Source organism: Nocardia brevicatena NBRC 12119 (assembly GCF_000308495.1).
Taxonomy (GTDB): Bacteria; Actinomycetota; Actinomycetes; order Mycobacteriales; family Mycobacteriaceae; genus Nocardia; species Nocardia brevicatena.
The window spans coordinates 13,115-27,616 of the sequence record NZ_BAFU01000011.1; the positions used below are offsets into that span (position 1 = coordinate 13,115).

The window sequence follows — 14,502 nt, forward strand, 5'->3', positions numbered from 1 at the left end:
ATGGTGGTTGTTTGATTCCGCCCTCGGATAACCGATGTGATTCAAGGACCCGAACATCGGTTGTCGCGAAGGAGTCAGGTGCGCGTGAAATGGGGGTCCGACCTCGGTTGGTTGTGGTGGGCCTACGCCGTCGGCACGTACGGCACATGGATCGCCTTCGGGGCGTTCCCGCTCGTCGCGGTGCAGGTGCTGCACTCGTCGGCATTCACGGTTTCGCTTCTGGAGGCGGCCGGGCTTGCTGTCGCGGCGATCGTCGCGGTCCCGTTCGGGCCGTGGGTCGAGCACCGGGCCAAGCGCCCGGTGATGATCGCGATGGACCTGGTTCGGTTCCTCGCGATGGCGAGCGTTCCGCTCGCGTACTTCCTCGGCTTGCTGTCATACATTCAACTGCTGGTGGTCTCGGTCGTCTCAGGGACCGCGAGCATCGCCTTCACCGCCGCCTCCGGCGCGTACCTGAAATATCTCGTTCGCGGTGATCGCCTCCTTGCCGTGAACGGGAGATTCGAGGGCACGAGCTGGGTGGCGACCGCGGCCGGACCGCCCCTCGGCGGCGCGCTCATCGGGCTGCTCGGCCCGGTCATCACCATCATGGCCGACGCCCTCAGCTACCTGCTCTCCGCGCTCGGGGTCCTCCGCATCCGCGGCGGCGATACCGCGGCGCCCCGCGACCCGGCCGGCAGGTTGCGCGGAGCCGACCTCCTCGGTGGTTGGCGGTTCATCCTCCACGACCGCGCACTACGGGGCCTGTTCTTCAACTCGATCCTGGTCGGCGGCTTGATCATGGCAGCCCTCCCTTTGCTGGTCGTCCTCATGCTGGGCGAATACCGCTTCCCGGCCTGGCAATACGGTCTTGCCTTCGGCCTCCCGGCACTCGGCGGCTTCGTGGGCGCTCGCCTCTCCGCACGACTCGTCGCCCGCTACGGCCGGCACCGGGTCATGACCGTCTCCGGTTGGCTGCGATCGTTTTTCCCACTCGGTCTCGCGTTCGTCCATCCCGGCGTCACCGGACTCCTCACCGTGATCATCGTCGAGGGCCTGCTGATCACCTGCATGGGTATCTTCAATCCGATCTACGCCACAGAACGCCTGCAACGGACTCCCGCGAGCCATGCCGCCCGAGTCCTCGGCGCATGGAGTGTCAGCAGCAAACTCGTGCAGGCCGCTCTCATGGTGACCTGGGGCCTCCTCGCCACATTCACCGGCCTCCTCGCCGCGATCACCATCTCCGGCATTCTCCTGCTCGCCACCCCGCTGTTGCTACCCGAACAAACACACTTGCTCGGTCCTGAACCCGACCTGCCGGCCGAAGAGGTTCCGGCCACATGACCCACCGCAACGTCTCGCTTCGGACCTGTGCCGGTTTCCGGTGCGACGGATCCGGGAATCCGGCCGGTCACGAACTCCGTCACACAGCCGGTAACTGCCGCGCAAGCAGCACACGACCCTGCATACCGGCTGTATGCGGGGCCGTGTGCTGTCCACCCGAACGGTGATCGAGGGATGGGCCGCGAGGGGGGCCCGGCCCGGATTCCGTCGATCAGCCAACCTGGGTGGCCGTGGCCATGGCGCGGTCGACCTCCCAGAATGCGCGCAGCGCGACGATCTTGCCGGCCTCGTCGACCTTGTAGGTGAACACGCCCTCGGCGTCGATGCGATGACCGCCGATGATACTGCGAATTGTGCCGGTGAAGGCCACCTCCGAACCGCAGGCGAACGAATCACCGAACAGGAACTCGATGGATTCGGTGCCGGCGATGGCCTTGTCCCAGAACGCGGCGATGGCTTCGTGCCCGCGGTGGCCCTTACCCTCCGGGTCGAAACCGGACGGTCCGATCGGGTCCTCCACGATGCCGTCCGCTGCGAACAGCGCCAGCCATGCGTCCTTGTCGCGGGCGCGGACCGCGGCCTGGGAGGCCAGGCCGGCGGCGCGGGCGGGATGCTCGGTGCTCATCCGATCGGCTCCGCGATGTACTCCGCGGCGAATTTGCGCAACGCGTCCTTCTTCGCCTCGAGCTCCCCGTCGAAGCCGATACCTTCGGCCAGCCAGGGAATCACGATCACGTCGGTGACACCCGCGTCGTACTGCTCCTGGTAGCCGGCCCGGCCGAATTTATCGATACAGACCGCCTGGATTTCGAACGGTGTATCGGCGCGGCCGTATTCGGCTCGCAGTTCGGCCAGTCGGACGATCGTGGCCTGCAAATCCTCGAACTTCATCATCGCCGAGGTCCAGCCGTCACCGACCCGGGCCGCGCGGCGCAGGGCCACGTCGGTATGTCCGCCGACATAGAAGGGGACCGGTTCGCTCGGCGCCGGGCTCATCTGGAGTTCGTCGAAATCGAAGAACTCGCCGTGGTATTCGACCATACCGCCGCCCAGGACGAGTTTGATGATGTCGATCATCTCGTCCACCCGCCCGCCGCGACGCGCATAGGGCACCCCGCACCATTCGAATTCCTCGGGCGCCCAACCGATGCCGACACCGAACCCGAAGCGGTTGCCGGTCATATTGGCCACCGAGCCGACCTGCCGGGCCAACAGCAGCGGGTTGCGCGACCCGAGCTTGAGCACATTGGTGTAGAAGCGAATCCGCGAGGTCACCGCGCCCATAGAAGCCGCGGCGATGAGCGGATCCACCCACGGGGTCTCCGGGCCCCAGAAGCGGCTGCCGTCGGGGGTATAGGGGTACTTCGCCGCCTGGGATTTCATATAGAACAGCGAATCCGGCAGTGCGATCGAGGAGAACCCGCACTCCTCCGCTGTTCTGGCGAGTTCGGGCAGCTGATCCAGTGGGCTCATCGCCACACCCAAGCTGAACTTCAAGGTCATCGGTGCTCCTTGTTCATACGGAATACCCGCATCCGATAGCGTCCGGGCGAGTGTCGCTCACCGGCGCTCCGATCCCACGACCCACATCGAGAAGTACTGCGATCCGCCACCATACGCGTGACCGAACGCCTTACGCGCGTCCCCGACCTGATAGTCCCCGGCACGGCCCATGACCTGTTTGGCGGCCTCCGCGAAGCGGATCATGCCGGAGGCACCGATGGGGTTGGACGAGAGGACCCCACCCGACGGATTCACCGGCAGCATGCCGCCGATCTCGGTTTCCCCCTTGTCGGTCAGCTTCCAGCCCTCGCCGGGGGCGGCGAAACCGAGATTTTCCAGCCACATCGGCTCGAACCAGGAGAACGGAACGTAGATCTCGGCCGCGTCGATCTCGGTCAGCGGGTCGGTGATCCCGGCCGTCTCCCACAGCGCCTTGGCCGCCTCCTGACCGGCCTGCGGGCTGACCTGGTCGCGCCCGGAGTAGGCGAGCGGCTCGGTGCGCATGGCGGTGCCGTGCACCCAGGCCACTTTCTTACCGGTGGCCTCCATCGCCGTCGCGGACTTCTCGCCGCCGAGGACAATGGCGCAGGCGCCGTCGGAGGACGGGCAGGTCTCGTCGAAGCGGATCGGGTCCCACAGCATCTGCGAGGAGAGCACCTCCTCCACCGTTTTATCGCCCTGCTTCAGATGCGCGTGCGGATTCTTGGCGCCGTTGCGGCGGTCCTTCGCGGCCACCATGGCCCCGACGTGCAGCGGTGCGTTGGAGCGGCGGATATAGGAGCGCACATGCGGGGCGAAGTAGCCGCCCGCGCCCGCGCCGACCGGCATGGTGAACGGAACCGGAATCGACAGGGCCCACATGGCGTTCGATTCCGACTGCTTCTCCCATGCGATGGCGAGCACCTTCTCGTGCACCCCGCCCTGGATCAGGTTGGTGGCGACGATGGCGGTGGAGCCGCCGACCGACCCTGCCGTATGCACGCGCAGCAGCGGTTTCCCGGGCGCACCCAGGGCATCGGCCAGGTACAGCTCGGGCATCATGACGCCCTCGAACATATCGGGCGCCTTGCCGATCACGATCGCATCGATATCGGCCATGGTCACATCGGCGTCGGCGAGTGCCCGGTCGATGGCCTCCCGGCACAGCCCGGCCATCGAGACATCGGTGCGTTTCGCCACATGGTGGGTCTGTCCGGTGCCCAGCACCGCGGCGGGGAAACTCATCGGCCGGCCTCCGAATTCAGAACGGTCACAAGGTTTTGCTGTAGGGCGGGCCCACTGGTGGCCTGTGCCAGGGTGCGGTCGGCGGCACCGGTCATGATCTGATGCGCGGCGTAGCCGATACGCTCCAGGCCGGTGGCGAACATCGGGTTGCCGGCCAGGGCGCCGCCCGAGGGGTTCACCTTGGTCTCCGGTTTCAACCCGAGCGCCTCGGTGAGGATGAGCTGCTGATGGCTGAACGGCGCGTGCAGCTCGGCCACCTGGATACCGCTGGTGTCGCCGCCGGTCACCGCCCGGCCCGCGGCCTCGGTGGACGGGGAGGTGGTGAGGTCGCGGGCGCCGAGCACGCCGGAGTCGATCCGGTGGGCCATACCGGTGATCCAGGCCGGGCGTTCGCACAGCTCCCGGGCCCGGTCACCGACGGCGAGCACGATGGCCGCCGCGCCGTCGGTCACGGGTGCGCAGTCGTGTTCGCGCAGCGGGTCGGCCACATATGGCGCGGACAGCAGTTCGTCGATACCGGTGCCGTGCACGGTGTGGGCGGCCGAGACCGCCGCCATATCGCGTTCGGTCCAGCGGCCGGCGTCCAGGCCTGCCCGCGCCTGCAATCCGGCGATGGCCAGTGCGTCCGGCCACAGTGGTGTCACCAGGTACGGGTCGAGCTGGGTGGTGAGGATCTGGCGCAGGGTGCCCGCGGACGATTTGCCGAAACCGTAGACGAGCGCGGTGCGGGCCTGGCCGGAGCGCAGTTTCACCCAGGCCTCGTACAGCGCCCAGGCGGCGTCCATCTCCACATGGGATTCGTTGATCGGCGGTACGGCGCCGATGGAGTCGATGGCGGAGATGAACGAGAAGGACCGTCCGGCAAGGTAGTCGGACGAGCCCGAGCACCAGAAGTCGATATCCGACTTGGTGATGCCGAGCCGGTCATAGAGCTGCTGGAAACAGGGCACCAGCATTTCCACACCGTTGGTGGTGCCGTAGGTCTCGGATACGTGGGGTGCGTGCGCGAAACCGACGACGGCGATCTCGGTGGCGTTATCGGTGGAACGCTCGGTGATGGTCACTCGGGAGCCCTCTCACAGGTGATGCTTGTAGGTTTCGTAATCGGCATCCGGCTCGCTGGTCGGGCGGAAGTGGTCGATGTTCTCCAGGCCGTAGCCCCACTCCTCGCGCGGTTTCCACACCGCCTCCACGCGCATGCCCATCCGCACCTCACCGGCGTCGCAGCCGAGCACCAGGTGCAGGAAGGGGATATCGGCGCCGTCGAGCAGCACGTAGGCGGCCACATAGGGCGGTGTGATCCGCTGGCCCATGAACGGCACGTTGACGATGCAGAAGGTGGTGACGGTGCCGTGGTCGGATACCTCCACCATGTCGCTGGTGGCGCGGCCGTTCACGGGGTCGGCGCCGCGCGGGGGGAAGTACACCTTGCCACCGGCCTCGGTGCGGCCGCCGAGGAGCTTGCCCTCCTTCAGGCCGCGCAGGTAGGCGGTCTCCTCGGGGGACGCGGTGTGCTTGTAGCTGATGTCGACCGGGGTGGTGATGACGGTGACCGGTTCGGCGTCGGTGGCCGAACCGTCGGTGGCCGTGGAGGTCTCGCCGGGTTCGAAGCAGACGATATCGCGGATGCTGCCGGTGGTTTCGGCGGCCCAGCGCGCCACCACCCGCATACCGGTGCTGATCCGGTCGGGGCTCGCCACGTCCACCGCGTGCAGCAGGGATGTGTCCGCGCCGTCGAGTTCGATCAGCGCGTAGGCGAACGGCCGGTCGAACGGCTGGCCCGGCAGCGGGTCGCGGACCCAGCTCCAGGACCGGACGGTGCCGGTATCGGCGACGTTCACGAACTCACCGAGCGGTTCGGCGGTGACCGGGTCGTATTCGGCCGGTGGTACGAGCACTCGGCCGTCCGAACCGCGCACGCCGACCACGCGGCGCTCGCGGAGCCCGGTCAGGAATTTTCCGATGGTGGGTCCCACGGAGCGGGTGTAGTCGAACTTCATCCGCAGGGGCGCACTGAGCACATCGCTCGGTTTTGGTCCCGGCGGGTGTTCCTGCGTAATTACCGTGGGTGCAGTATTCCCCCGATTGACTTCCTCTCCATTCTGGAGGATGGAGGTTCCCGGCCTCACGGCCGGGCTTTCCTGTTTCATCGATGGCTGCCTTCCCGCATCAGCTGCGGGACGGTCTCACACCATCTCCGCAGGCGAGCACCGCCAGCCCGGCGGCGTGTATATTCTTGGCCGCATTCACATCCCGATCGTGGAAGGCTCCACATGAGCATGTCCACTCTCGTATATGTAGCGGCATCGTCTTGTTGATATGCCCGCACGTCGAGCATGTTCTGCTCGACGGGTAGAACCGGTCGACCGTGACGATCGTGCGTCCGTACCAACTGGCTTTGTACTCGAGCATTGTCCGAAAACGCGACCAGCTTGCATCCGAGATAGCGCGAGCGAGACGTCGGTTGCGGACCATGTTCCGCACGCTCAAGTCCTCGATGGCGATCACTTGGTTTTCGCGTACCAATCGAGTTGAGAGTTTGTGCAGATGGTCGCGGCGACGGTCCGCGATCCGAGCGTGAATTCTTATGACTCTGAGCCGTGCTTTGGCCTTGTTTTTCGACCCTTTCTGCTTCCTGGCGAGTATGCGCTGAGCCCTGACCAGACGCTCTCGGTCGCGCTTTTCGTACCGTGGATTCGATATCTTCTCGCCTGTGGAGAGTGTGTAGAGGCTGGTGATCCCGGCGTCCAGGCCGATCGTGGTGTCGGTTGGCTCGTGCCCAGTTACTGTGTCCTCGACCAGGATCGAAATGTGGTAGCGGCCCCGCGCATCTTTCGTCACTGTGACCTGTGTCGGTATCGTCCCCTCCGGTAGTGGACGCGACCAGCGGATATTCAGCGGCTCGGTCTGCTTGGCGAGTTTGATGTGTCCGTCGCGGTAAGTGAAGCAGTTCGAAAAGTAGGTCGCAGACTCCGTTGACCAACCTTTCTTCTTGAACTTCGGATATCCGGCCTGCTTGCGCCGGAACTTGTCGAACGCGCTTTGCAGATTCCGCAAAGCGGCTTGCAACGGGCCTTTCGACGGCTCGGCGAGCCACACCGTTTCCGGATCGCGTTTCCAGGAAGTGAGCATTTTGTCCGTTTCGGCGTGCGTGACACGGCGTTGCTCGATCGTCCACGCCCGGGAACGCTCCGCGAGCGCCCGGTTGTAGACATACCGGACGCAACCGAATGTCCGCGAAAGCTGCTGTTCCTGTTCGGTAGTCGGGTAGAAGCGGTATCGATACGCCCGCTTCACCACCCGCGACCCCATAGGTGACAACATGGCACCTTGCTCTGTCACGGCGAAGCGAACGTGCCGATCCAGGCGTGCGGAGCAGGGCTTGCGTGCTACGGTTCCTGGTCACGATATCGAGTAGAACAGGTTCTTATTCTGCTGGCAAGCAGTAGCCCGGAAAGGGGTCGGTTGTGAAGTTCGGATTGCAACTCGGGTACTGGGGGGCGACCCCGCCGGAGAACGCCGGTCGGATCGTGGTGGCCGCCGAGGAGGCCGGATTCGACGCGGTGTTCGCGGCGGAGTCGTGGGGGTCGGACGCGTTCGGTCCGCTCGCCTGGTGGGGGTCGGCGACGAACCGGGTGCGGTTGGGTACCTCGGTGGTGCAGCTGTCCGCGCGTACCCCGGCCGCCACCGCCATGCACGCGCTGACCCTGGACCATCTCAGCGGCGGACGCGCCATCCTCGGCCTGGGTGTGTCCGGGCCCCAGGTGGTGGAGGGCTGGTATGGGCAGCCGTTCGCCAAACCGTTGCAGCGTACCCGCGAATACATCGATATCGTCCGCAAGGTGCTGGCGCGCGAGGCTCCGGTGACCAGCGGCGGCCCGCACTATCCGCTGCCCTACACCGGTCCGGGCGCGACCGGGCTGGGCAAACCGCTGAAGCCCATCGTGCACCCGCTACGTGCGGATCTGCCGATCTGGCTGGGGGCGGAGGGGCCGAAGAACGTGGCCCTGACCGCGGAGATCGCAGACGGCTGGCTGGCCATCTACTACACCCCGCGGCTGGCCGGTATGTACGACGAATGGCTGGGCGAGGGCTTCGCCCGCGCGGGTGCCCGGCGTTCGCGGGACGACTTCGAGATCGCCGCCAGTGCCCAGGTGATCGTCACCGACGACCCGGCGGGCGAGATCGAACGGATGCGCTGGGTGACCTCGCTCTATATCGGCGGCATGGGCGCACCGGAGCTCAACTTCCACGCTCAGGTGTACAAGCGGATGGGCTACGACAAGGAGGTCGACGAGATCGGCCGGCTCTTCCGGTCGGGTCGCAAGGCCGAGGCCGCGGCGGCCGTCCCGGACGAGATGATCCGCGACACCACGATCATCGGTGACGAGGAATATGTCCGGAAACAGATCGGCGTCTGGGAGGCGGCCGGGGTCACCATGATGCTGGTGTCGGTGGCCGACATCGAGCAGTTGCGTCGTTTGACCGCCTTCATCACGGCCTAGAACCTGTTGTAGCCTCGAGTTCTAGACGGCCGTGACCGGATCGCGGTAGGGCAGTCCGACGATCGGGTGGTCGGCCGCCCGAGCATGGCTTCGGCTTCTTCGAGGTGAGCGGTTGGCCGGCTGCCGCGGTTTGACCGGGTCCGCCGAGGACGAAGGTGTTCTCACGTTTCGTGATCACGTCGGGGGGCCACACCCACGTGATCACTCGACTTCGCCCGCGGCGTCGACATGTATCCGCGGCGCGGTCGTGATCGCCTCTCACGCACCGTTGCGCTGCCACGGCGAAAACCCGTACCCGCTGTTACGGCCCGTACACAGGCGGAATGTCCCGCCACGGAGCTCGGTTCGGCCCCACTGGGAGGGTTCGATTTGCCTCATTCGCGATGCGCCACCCTCGGTCTTTTCCGGTATCCTGGAAACGGAACTGACTGGTTCCGTTTATTTGAAGGCGGAAGGGGTTGCCATGTCCGGCGGTGAGACCCTCCAGACCACGGTTGCGCACCGTGGGTCCAAACATCGGCAGCGGGGGCTGGACCGGTCTCTGGACAGGGTCATCCTGGATGCCGCGCTCGCCGGTGTCGTAGACATGGGTTACGAGCGGATGAGCATGGATGACCTCGCGAAGCGAGCGGGTGTCGGTAAGGCCGCGATCTATCGGCGCTGGTCGTCGAAAGCCGAAGTGGTCGCCGCGGCGATCGCGCAATGGCGACGCGGACACGGGCCGACCGAGCCGCCCGATACAGGCACGCTGCGCGGTGACGTCGAGGCCTTCGTCGACGCCTTCCACGACTACAGCGACACCGAGTTGAAGACCGTAGAAGTGATCCTCGGCGTCGCCACCGCCGCAACGCGGGACTCCGCGTTGGCGGCGGCGCTCGACGATTTCGCGCTGGCGATACCCCGCCGGATCATTCGGACCGTACTGGACCGCGCCGTTGCCCGCGGTGAGATCGCCACCGGGCGGGATCTGTCACTGGTGCCCGATGCCGCGCTCGGCCTCACCGTCGTGCGAATGATCGCCGGTCGACCGATCGACCGGACCTACGTGCGGCGAGTCTTCGAAGACGTCATCCTGCCACTGGCCACCGCGCCGACAGGACACGGTTCGTAACCCACCGCTCATGTGTGACGGGCCGAGGGCATCGACAATCGCAGAACGGAACGGTTCGGTTTCGATTCAGTGAGAGGAGTTGCCGATGAGTGCTTCCGGTCGGACCAGCGAGGTGCCGGTTCTGATCGTCGGTGCGGGCGCCGGTGGCCTGGCGACTTCCGCGCTGCTGGCCGGATACGGTGTCGACTCGCTGGTCATCGAGAAACGCCGAGAGGTGTTTCGCTACCCCAAAGCACGCAACCTCAGCTTCCGCAGCCTGGAGATACTGCGGAGTCTGGGACTCCGGGACGCGGTCCACGCGGTGGCCGCCGGCATGTCGCCCATGGTGGTCAAACCCACTCTGAACAGCGCCCAGGAGAAGCCGCCGCCGGATTTCGACGCCTTGTTCGCCGGCCTGGCCGAACTGAGCCCAGAACCACCGGTGCAATACTGCCCGCAAAGTCGTTTGGAACCGATCCTCGTCGATTACATACGCCACCGGCACAGCCGAGTGCGCTACCACACCGAACTGGTGTCGTTCGACCAGGACGGCGCCGGCGTGACGGCCGTGGCAAGAGACCGGGACTCGCGAGGATGCCACAGGATTCGTGCCGACTACCTCGTCGCCGCCGACGGTGTGCACAGTCCCCTCCGTGAGCGGCTCGCAGTAACGACGAGTGGGTACGGGGTATTGCCGATCTACGTGGTCTTCGTCTATTTCCGAGCGCCGTGGCGGGCCCTGGTTCCGCAACTGGGCGAGGGTGCCGCGGTGCAGATAGTGAACGACGAGGTCAACGGCATTGTCGTCGACGCCGACGCTGACCTCGGGATGTTCATTACCACCTACTTTCCCCGCCGCGGCGAAACCGCGTCACAGTTCACCGAGAAGCGCTGTCGCGACCTGCTGATCGCAGCCGCGGGAGAACCGATGGACATCGATATCATCGAGGTGGCGCCGTGGCAGCCCTACGAGCGGGTGGCCGACCGGTTCCGTTGCGGGAGGGTTTTTCTCGTCGGAGATTCGGCACACGCGATGCCTCCGTTCAAGGCCGGCGGCGCCAACGCGGCGATCCAGAGTGCAGACAATCTGGCGTGGAAGCTGGCCGCGGTGCACCACGGACGGGCCGGCCCCGAACTGCTGGACACCTACCATGCCGAGCGCCACCCGGTCGGGGCCTTCAGCGCACGACAATCCCTGACCGGCCCCACCGTCACACTGCTCGATCTCGACCACAGCGCGCCCCGGCTACCGCCGGAAGAAGAACAGCCCATGTTCGCCCTGCTCGTCGGATATCAATACCGTTCCTCGGCGGTAATCGCCGACCCACCGTCGGCGTCCCCGGTCTTGGGCGTGCATCTGGTCTCACAACTGAAAGGGCAGCCGGGAACCCGGGTCCCACACGCCTGGGTGGCTCACCATGGCCGGCGTATCTCCACCCTGGACCTGCTGGGACCTGGGTTCACCCTGTTGACCGGCGACAACGGCGACGCGTGGACAGCAGCGGCCCGGGCGATGCCCGTACCCATCGCTGTCCATTCGATCGGCAGCCACCGCCACACCATCGACCTCGACGGCCGGTGGGCCGAAACCACCGCACTCGCACCTGATGGCGCAGTACTGGTCCGACCCGACGGATTCATCGCGCACCGCTGCGAAACACAACCGACCAACCCCGAACTCCACCTGCGCCGAACACTATCGGCCATCCTGAGCCCGCACCGTCACTTCGCGGACCGTACGGCAGATAGCCGGCGTGTTGGTCCCGATACAGGCGACTCGGTGAGCTGAGCCGAAGCCGGGATGCTCGACCCGACGGCCGCACCGAGAGGGTTGTCTCATGTGGGGAGCTTCTCGCAGCAGATAGGCGCAGCAGCAACTACTCGACCTCACCGCCCGACCGGGCGGCCCCGGGCCGGTGCTCTCGCACGCGGCCCGTACCGGGCGCACGATCGCCACCGACGGCTGGGTCAATACCCTGCGTATGGTGGTCCGCACGGCCGACTCCTACCGGCAACGGTCGCTGCCCCCAGCGTTGATCCATTCGCTGGAAGACATGTTGCTACTGATGACTCAACCCAGCAACTGGACCGAGACGCTCTACTCCGGGGTGCCCAGCGCCGCGCCGAGTGCGGTCGCTCTCGCGATCGAGATGATCGAGGCCGAGCCCGAAGGCAACTGGAGCCTACTCCGGTTCGATCACATGGAAAGCCCGAGATTGCGCAGATTCTCCAGGGCGGACCGGATGTCGTAGTCGGCCTCGGCTTTCTCAACCATGTCCACCAAGCGCGGCACGCGCACCCAGTCGGTCAACTCGTAGTGGCCCAAAACACTGCCTACAGTGCGCAGAACGACATCCGCTTCGTATCGTGCGAGTGGGGCGCCCACGCAGTAGTGCAGTCCACGACCGAATCCGAGATTCGCTGCTCTGACCCGACGATCCGGTCTGAATTGATCCGCGTCGTCGCCGAAGATTTCCGGATCACGATTACCCGCTTCCCAACGCAGATTGACAATCGAGTTCGGCTCTATGGTGAAGTCATCCAAATGGATGGTTTCCATGCACACCGCGAAGTTGTGGGAGAACGGAGTGAAACGCAACGATTCGTTCGTGACATTGTGCCGCCATGAAGCTCCATCGGGTCCGAGGTTGGCCGACAGGCCGGGTTGCATACCGGCTTCGGCGATGAGCCCGAGCATCAACGCGGTCAGTGTTGCCGTGGTGTCGCGGCCCGCGGACCAACAACCGAAGATGAGGCCGTGCTTTTCGTCTCGCGAGATCAGTCCACTGTCATAGGCCGCAGCAATCTCCGTGAGCAACCCACTCCCACCGGCTTCCCGATGCTCGGCGATTATACGGTCGAAATACGGACGAACTTCCGGCCCCTCGGGTCGAAGCAGCTCGACGAAGTTCGTGCGGGTCAACACATCGTCGAGGTGGGTCTTGATGAACGCCTCGTCCTCTGGGGTATGGGGAAACCCGGCGAGCTCCGACATGGTGTGAAATGCAAGCGTGTCGGTGAACCGGGCAAAGTCGATGGTCCCGACACCATGCGAGCCGTGCTCTTCGCGTTGTTGCAGGACATTGTCGGCCAGCAACTTCAGTGCGGTCTGCTCTATCCAGGGTCCGTGTTCGCGCACGGAGCGGTGGGAGAGATATCCCTCCAGAACGCCCCGCAGGACCCCGTGTCTTCCCGGTGATCCGTCGGTTTCCCGTGGAGCCGATGCCCAGGGGAAATGCCACGAGATGTGAACGTCGCCTTCGGGAAGGTCGACGCTCATCTTGCTCATCACCTGGCGATGGGCGGATAGTGCTTGACTGAGGAAACCCTGCTTCTCGAGATCGGTGATCTTGACCAGATCACGGTACCTGGTTATGTGGACACCGTTCTCGTCTGCGAAAGGTGGTCCGGGTACGCCATACGGCGCCGGTCGTATCGGTTCGGAAGGTTTCTGAACCACAATGGCTCCTTGCATCCTGTGGTCGGCGCACCGTGGGGCATTGCTGAACTGCGTTGAACCACCAGACGTGCGATATGAGTGAGCGGGCGGATTATGACACGATGACACGCACCTGCGCAGAGCTGAACGGCCTTTCGTAACTTGGCCTTCCGCTATTTACGTCACGGCCATCTCTTCGCGGCATTCCTCCCCTCGCTCTCGTGCCGACCTGCAAGGAATAGCCCGGATCGGATATCGGGACAATGTGCCCGTCCTTACCTGGGCCGGGCAACGGCCAGCCGGTGCGACATCATCCACTGACGCCGACACAGTTCGGTGAGCCCGAACCGGCGTCGCTCGTGCGGAGCAAACAGGGTCTCGATTCCGGCGGAGTGGTGGGAATCGGACCCGCATCCGACTATGTCGGTTCCGGTCTACGCCGGTTCGCACAGTTCCATCGGGAGGCCGAACAGCGGGAAGAGCCGTGGAGCGTCGAGGAAGAAGTGCAGTCCGGAAATGGCGCCGTCGGACAGTTCCAGAACCGTAACCGCCCACGGTGTCATGACGCCCGGTTCGTCGCTGAGGTGGTAGTGGCCGAACGCGGGACAGCCATTGGCGCCGGGCGACCGGACCATCCGCGAACCCCGGCAGCCGGCCCCGGTGCCGAGCATGAACGCGGCCACGTTCTCGGGGCCGCGGAACCAGAACTCGATGGGCGGCATGGACAGGGCCACATCGGCTTTCAACAGCGAGGTGAGCGCGTCCATATCGTAGGCCTCGAAGGCGGTGACGAAATCGTCGACGAGTCTGCGCTGGTTCTCGTCGGTGTGGTCGTAGACATCGGTTTCGGCGGGTTTGATCTTCGATATGGTGGCGCGGGCCCGCTGCAGCGCGCTGTTCACCGAGGCCGGTGACATGGTGAGTGCCTCGGCGGTTTCGTTGGCCGAGAAGCGCAGCACCTCGCGCATGATCAGAATGGCGCGCTGGGTGGCCGGTAGGTGCTGGCAGGCCGCTACGAAGGCCAGCCGGAGGGTGTCCTTGGTGGCGGCGTGTTCGGCCGGGTCGGTGCCGTAGGCCAGGGTATCGGGGATCGGTTCCACCCAGAGGTAGTCCGGCTGTGGCGGCGGCAGGGGAGTGTCCGGATGGGCCGGCGTGGACAGATCCATCGGCCGGGCCCGCCGCTGCGGGCTGTCGAGCATATCCAGGCAGACATTGGTGGCGATGCGATACAACCACGACCGTAGGCTGGACCGGCCTTCGAAGGAGTTGTAGGCCTTCCAGGCCCGGGTGAAGGTCTCCTGGACGGCATCCTCCGCCTCGAACGAGGATCCGAGCATGCGGTAGGCATAGGCGCACAATTCGCGGCGGTGCCCCTCGAATACATCCATGACATCGGCGGAGATGGTGCCGGTCTG

The 14,502-nt window shown here is 65.4% G+C and carries 13 protein-coding genes; 5 read left to right on the forward strand and 8 right to left on the reverse strand.

Features of this window, described 5'->3' with window-relative positions:
• The first annotated feature begins 84 nt into the window (after positions 1-84).
• The gene (locus ON20_RS02200; protein WP_245546958.1) at positions 85-1,326 is read left to right on the forward strand and encodes an MFS transporter; all 1,242 of its coding nucleotides are present in this window, start codon (positions 85-87) and stop codon (positions 1,324-1,326) included.
• A 211-nt stretch (positions 1,327-1,537) separates the two neighbouring features.
• Here the strand turns inward: ON20_RS02200 and ON20_RS02205 are convergent, their stop codons facing one another.
• The 6 genes from ON20_RS02205 to ON20_RS02230 form a co-directional block, all read right to left on the reverse strand.
• Entirely contained in the window at positions 1,538-1,951 is a 414-nt protein-coding gene (locus ON20_RS02205) for a nuclear transport factor 2 family protein (protein WP_040833151.1), read from the reverse strand.
• Entirely contained in the window at positions 1,948-2,823 is an 876-nt protein-coding gene (locus tag ON20_RS02210) for a TIGR03619 family F420-dependent LLM class oxidoreductase (protein WP_040833164.1), read from the reverse strand. Before ON20_RS02210 ends, ON20_RS02205 begins: the two co-directional genes overlap by 4 nt.
• 63 nt (positions 2,824-2,886) lie before the next feature.
• A complete protein-coding gene (locus tag ON20_RS02215; protein WP_040833153.1) occupies positions 2,887-4,053 on the reverse strand; it encodes a thiolase family protein in 1,167 nt (388 codons plus the stop codon).
• The gene (locus ON20_RS02220; RefSeq protein ID WP_083864502.1) at positions 4,050-5,117 is read right to left on the reverse strand and encodes a thiolase family protein; all 1,068 of its coding nucleotides are present in this window, start codon (positions 5,115-5,117) and stop codon (positions 4,050-4,052) included. The genes ON20_RS02215 and ON20_RS02220 overlap by 4 nt, the downstream gene beginning before the upstream one ends.
• A gap of 12 nt (positions 5,118-5,129) precedes the next feature.
• Complete coding sequence (locus tag ON20_RS02225; RefSeq protein ID WP_083864504.1) at positions 5,130-6,203, reverse strand: Zn-ribbon domain-containing OB-fold protein; 1,074 nt, start codon at positions 6,201-6,203, stop codon at positions 5,130-5,132.
• A gap of 19 nt (positions 6,204-6,222) precedes the next feature.
• The gene (locus ON20_RS02230; RefSeq protein ID WP_498043784.1) at positions 6,223-7,353 is read right to left on the reverse strand and encodes an RNA-guided endonuclease InsQ/TnpB family protein; all 1,131 of its coding nucleotides are present in this window, start codon (positions 7,351-7,353) and stop codon (positions 6,223-6,225) included.
• 167 nt (positions 7,354-7,520) lie between these two features.
• On the opposite strand from ON20_RS02230, the gene ON20_RS02235 reads away from it, so the two are divergent.
• From ON20_RS02235 to ON20_RS33895, 4 genes are all read left to right on the forward strand, one after another.
• Positions 7,521-8,558, forward strand: a complete 1,038-nt coding sequence (locus ON20_RS02235; protein ID WP_040833156.1) for an LLM class F420-dependent oxidoreductase — start codon at positions 7,521-7,523, stop codon at positions 8,556-8,558.
• Between the two features lie 463 nt (positions 8,559-9,021).
• Positions 9,022-9,669, forward strand: a complete 648-nt coding sequence (locus tag ON20_RS02240) for a TetR/AcrR family transcriptional regulator (protein WP_040833157.1) — start codon at positions 9,022-9,024, stop codon at positions 9,667-9,669.
• A gap of 85 nt (positions 9,670-9,754) precedes the next feature.
• The gene (locus tag ON20_RS02245; RefSeq protein WP_083864506.1) at positions 9,755-11,437 is read left to right on the forward strand and encodes an FAD-dependent monooxygenase; all 1,683 of its coding nucleotides are present in this window, start codon (positions 9,755-9,757) and stop codon (positions 11,435-11,437) included.
• 127 nt (positions 11,438-11,564) lie between these two features.
• Positions 11,565-11,900 carry a hypothetical protein gene (locus tag ON20_RS33895; RefSeq protein ID WP_083864507.1) on the forward strand — a complete coding sequence of 112 codons (336 nt, stop codon included), beginning with the start codon at positions 11,565-11,567 and terminating at the stop codon, positions 11,898-11,900.
• Here the strand turns inward: ON20_RS33895 and ON20_RS02250 are convergent.
• Positions 11,846-12,937, reverse strand: a complete 1,092-nt coding sequence (locus ON20_RS02250; protein ID WP_086008899.1) for a cytochrome P450 — start codon at positions 12,935-12,937, stop codon at positions 11,846-11,848. The two genes, ON20_RS33895 and ON20_RS02250, sit on opposite strands and share 55 nt — an antisense overlap.
• Before the next feature lie 584 nt (positions 12,938-13,521).
• The gene (locus ON20_RS02255) at positions 13,522-14,475 is read right to left on the reverse strand and encodes a sigma-70 family RNA polymerase sigma factor (RefSeq protein ID WP_040833169.1); all 954 of its coding nucleotides are present in this window, start codon (positions 14,473-14,475) and stop codon (positions 13,522-13,524) included.
• Between the last annotated feature and the right edge of the window lie 27 nt (positions 14,476-14,502).

Coding starts and splice junctions, on each gene's coding strand:
- ON20_RS02240 (WP_040833157.1), top strand. CDS start 9,022: ATGTCCGGCGGTGAGACCCTCCAGACCACGGTTGCGCACCGTGGGTCC.
- ON20_RS02215 (WP_040833153.1), bottom strand. CDS start 4,053: ATGAGTTTCCCCGCCGCGGTGCTGGGCACCGGACAGACCCACCATGTG.
- ON20_RS02245 (WP_083864506.1), top strand. CDS start 9,755: ATGAGTGCTTCCGGTCGGACCAGCGAGGTGCCGGTTCTGATCGTCGGT.
- ON20_RS02255 (WP_040833169.1), bottom strand. CDS start 14,475: ATGGATGTATTCGAGGGGCACCGCCGCGAATTGTGCGCCTATGCCTAC.
- ON20_RS02225 (WP_083864504.1), bottom strand. CDS start 6,203: ATGAAACAGGAAAGCCCGGCCGTGAGGCCGGGAACCTCCATCCTCCAG.
- ON20_RS02205 (WP_040833151.1), bottom strand. CDS start 1,951: ATGAGCACCGAGCATCCCGCCCGCGCCGCCGGCCTGGCCTCCCAGGCC.
- ON20_RS02250 (WP_086008899.1), bottom strand. CDS start 12,937: ATGAGCAAGATGAGCGTCGACCTTCCCGAAGGCGACGTTCACATCTCG.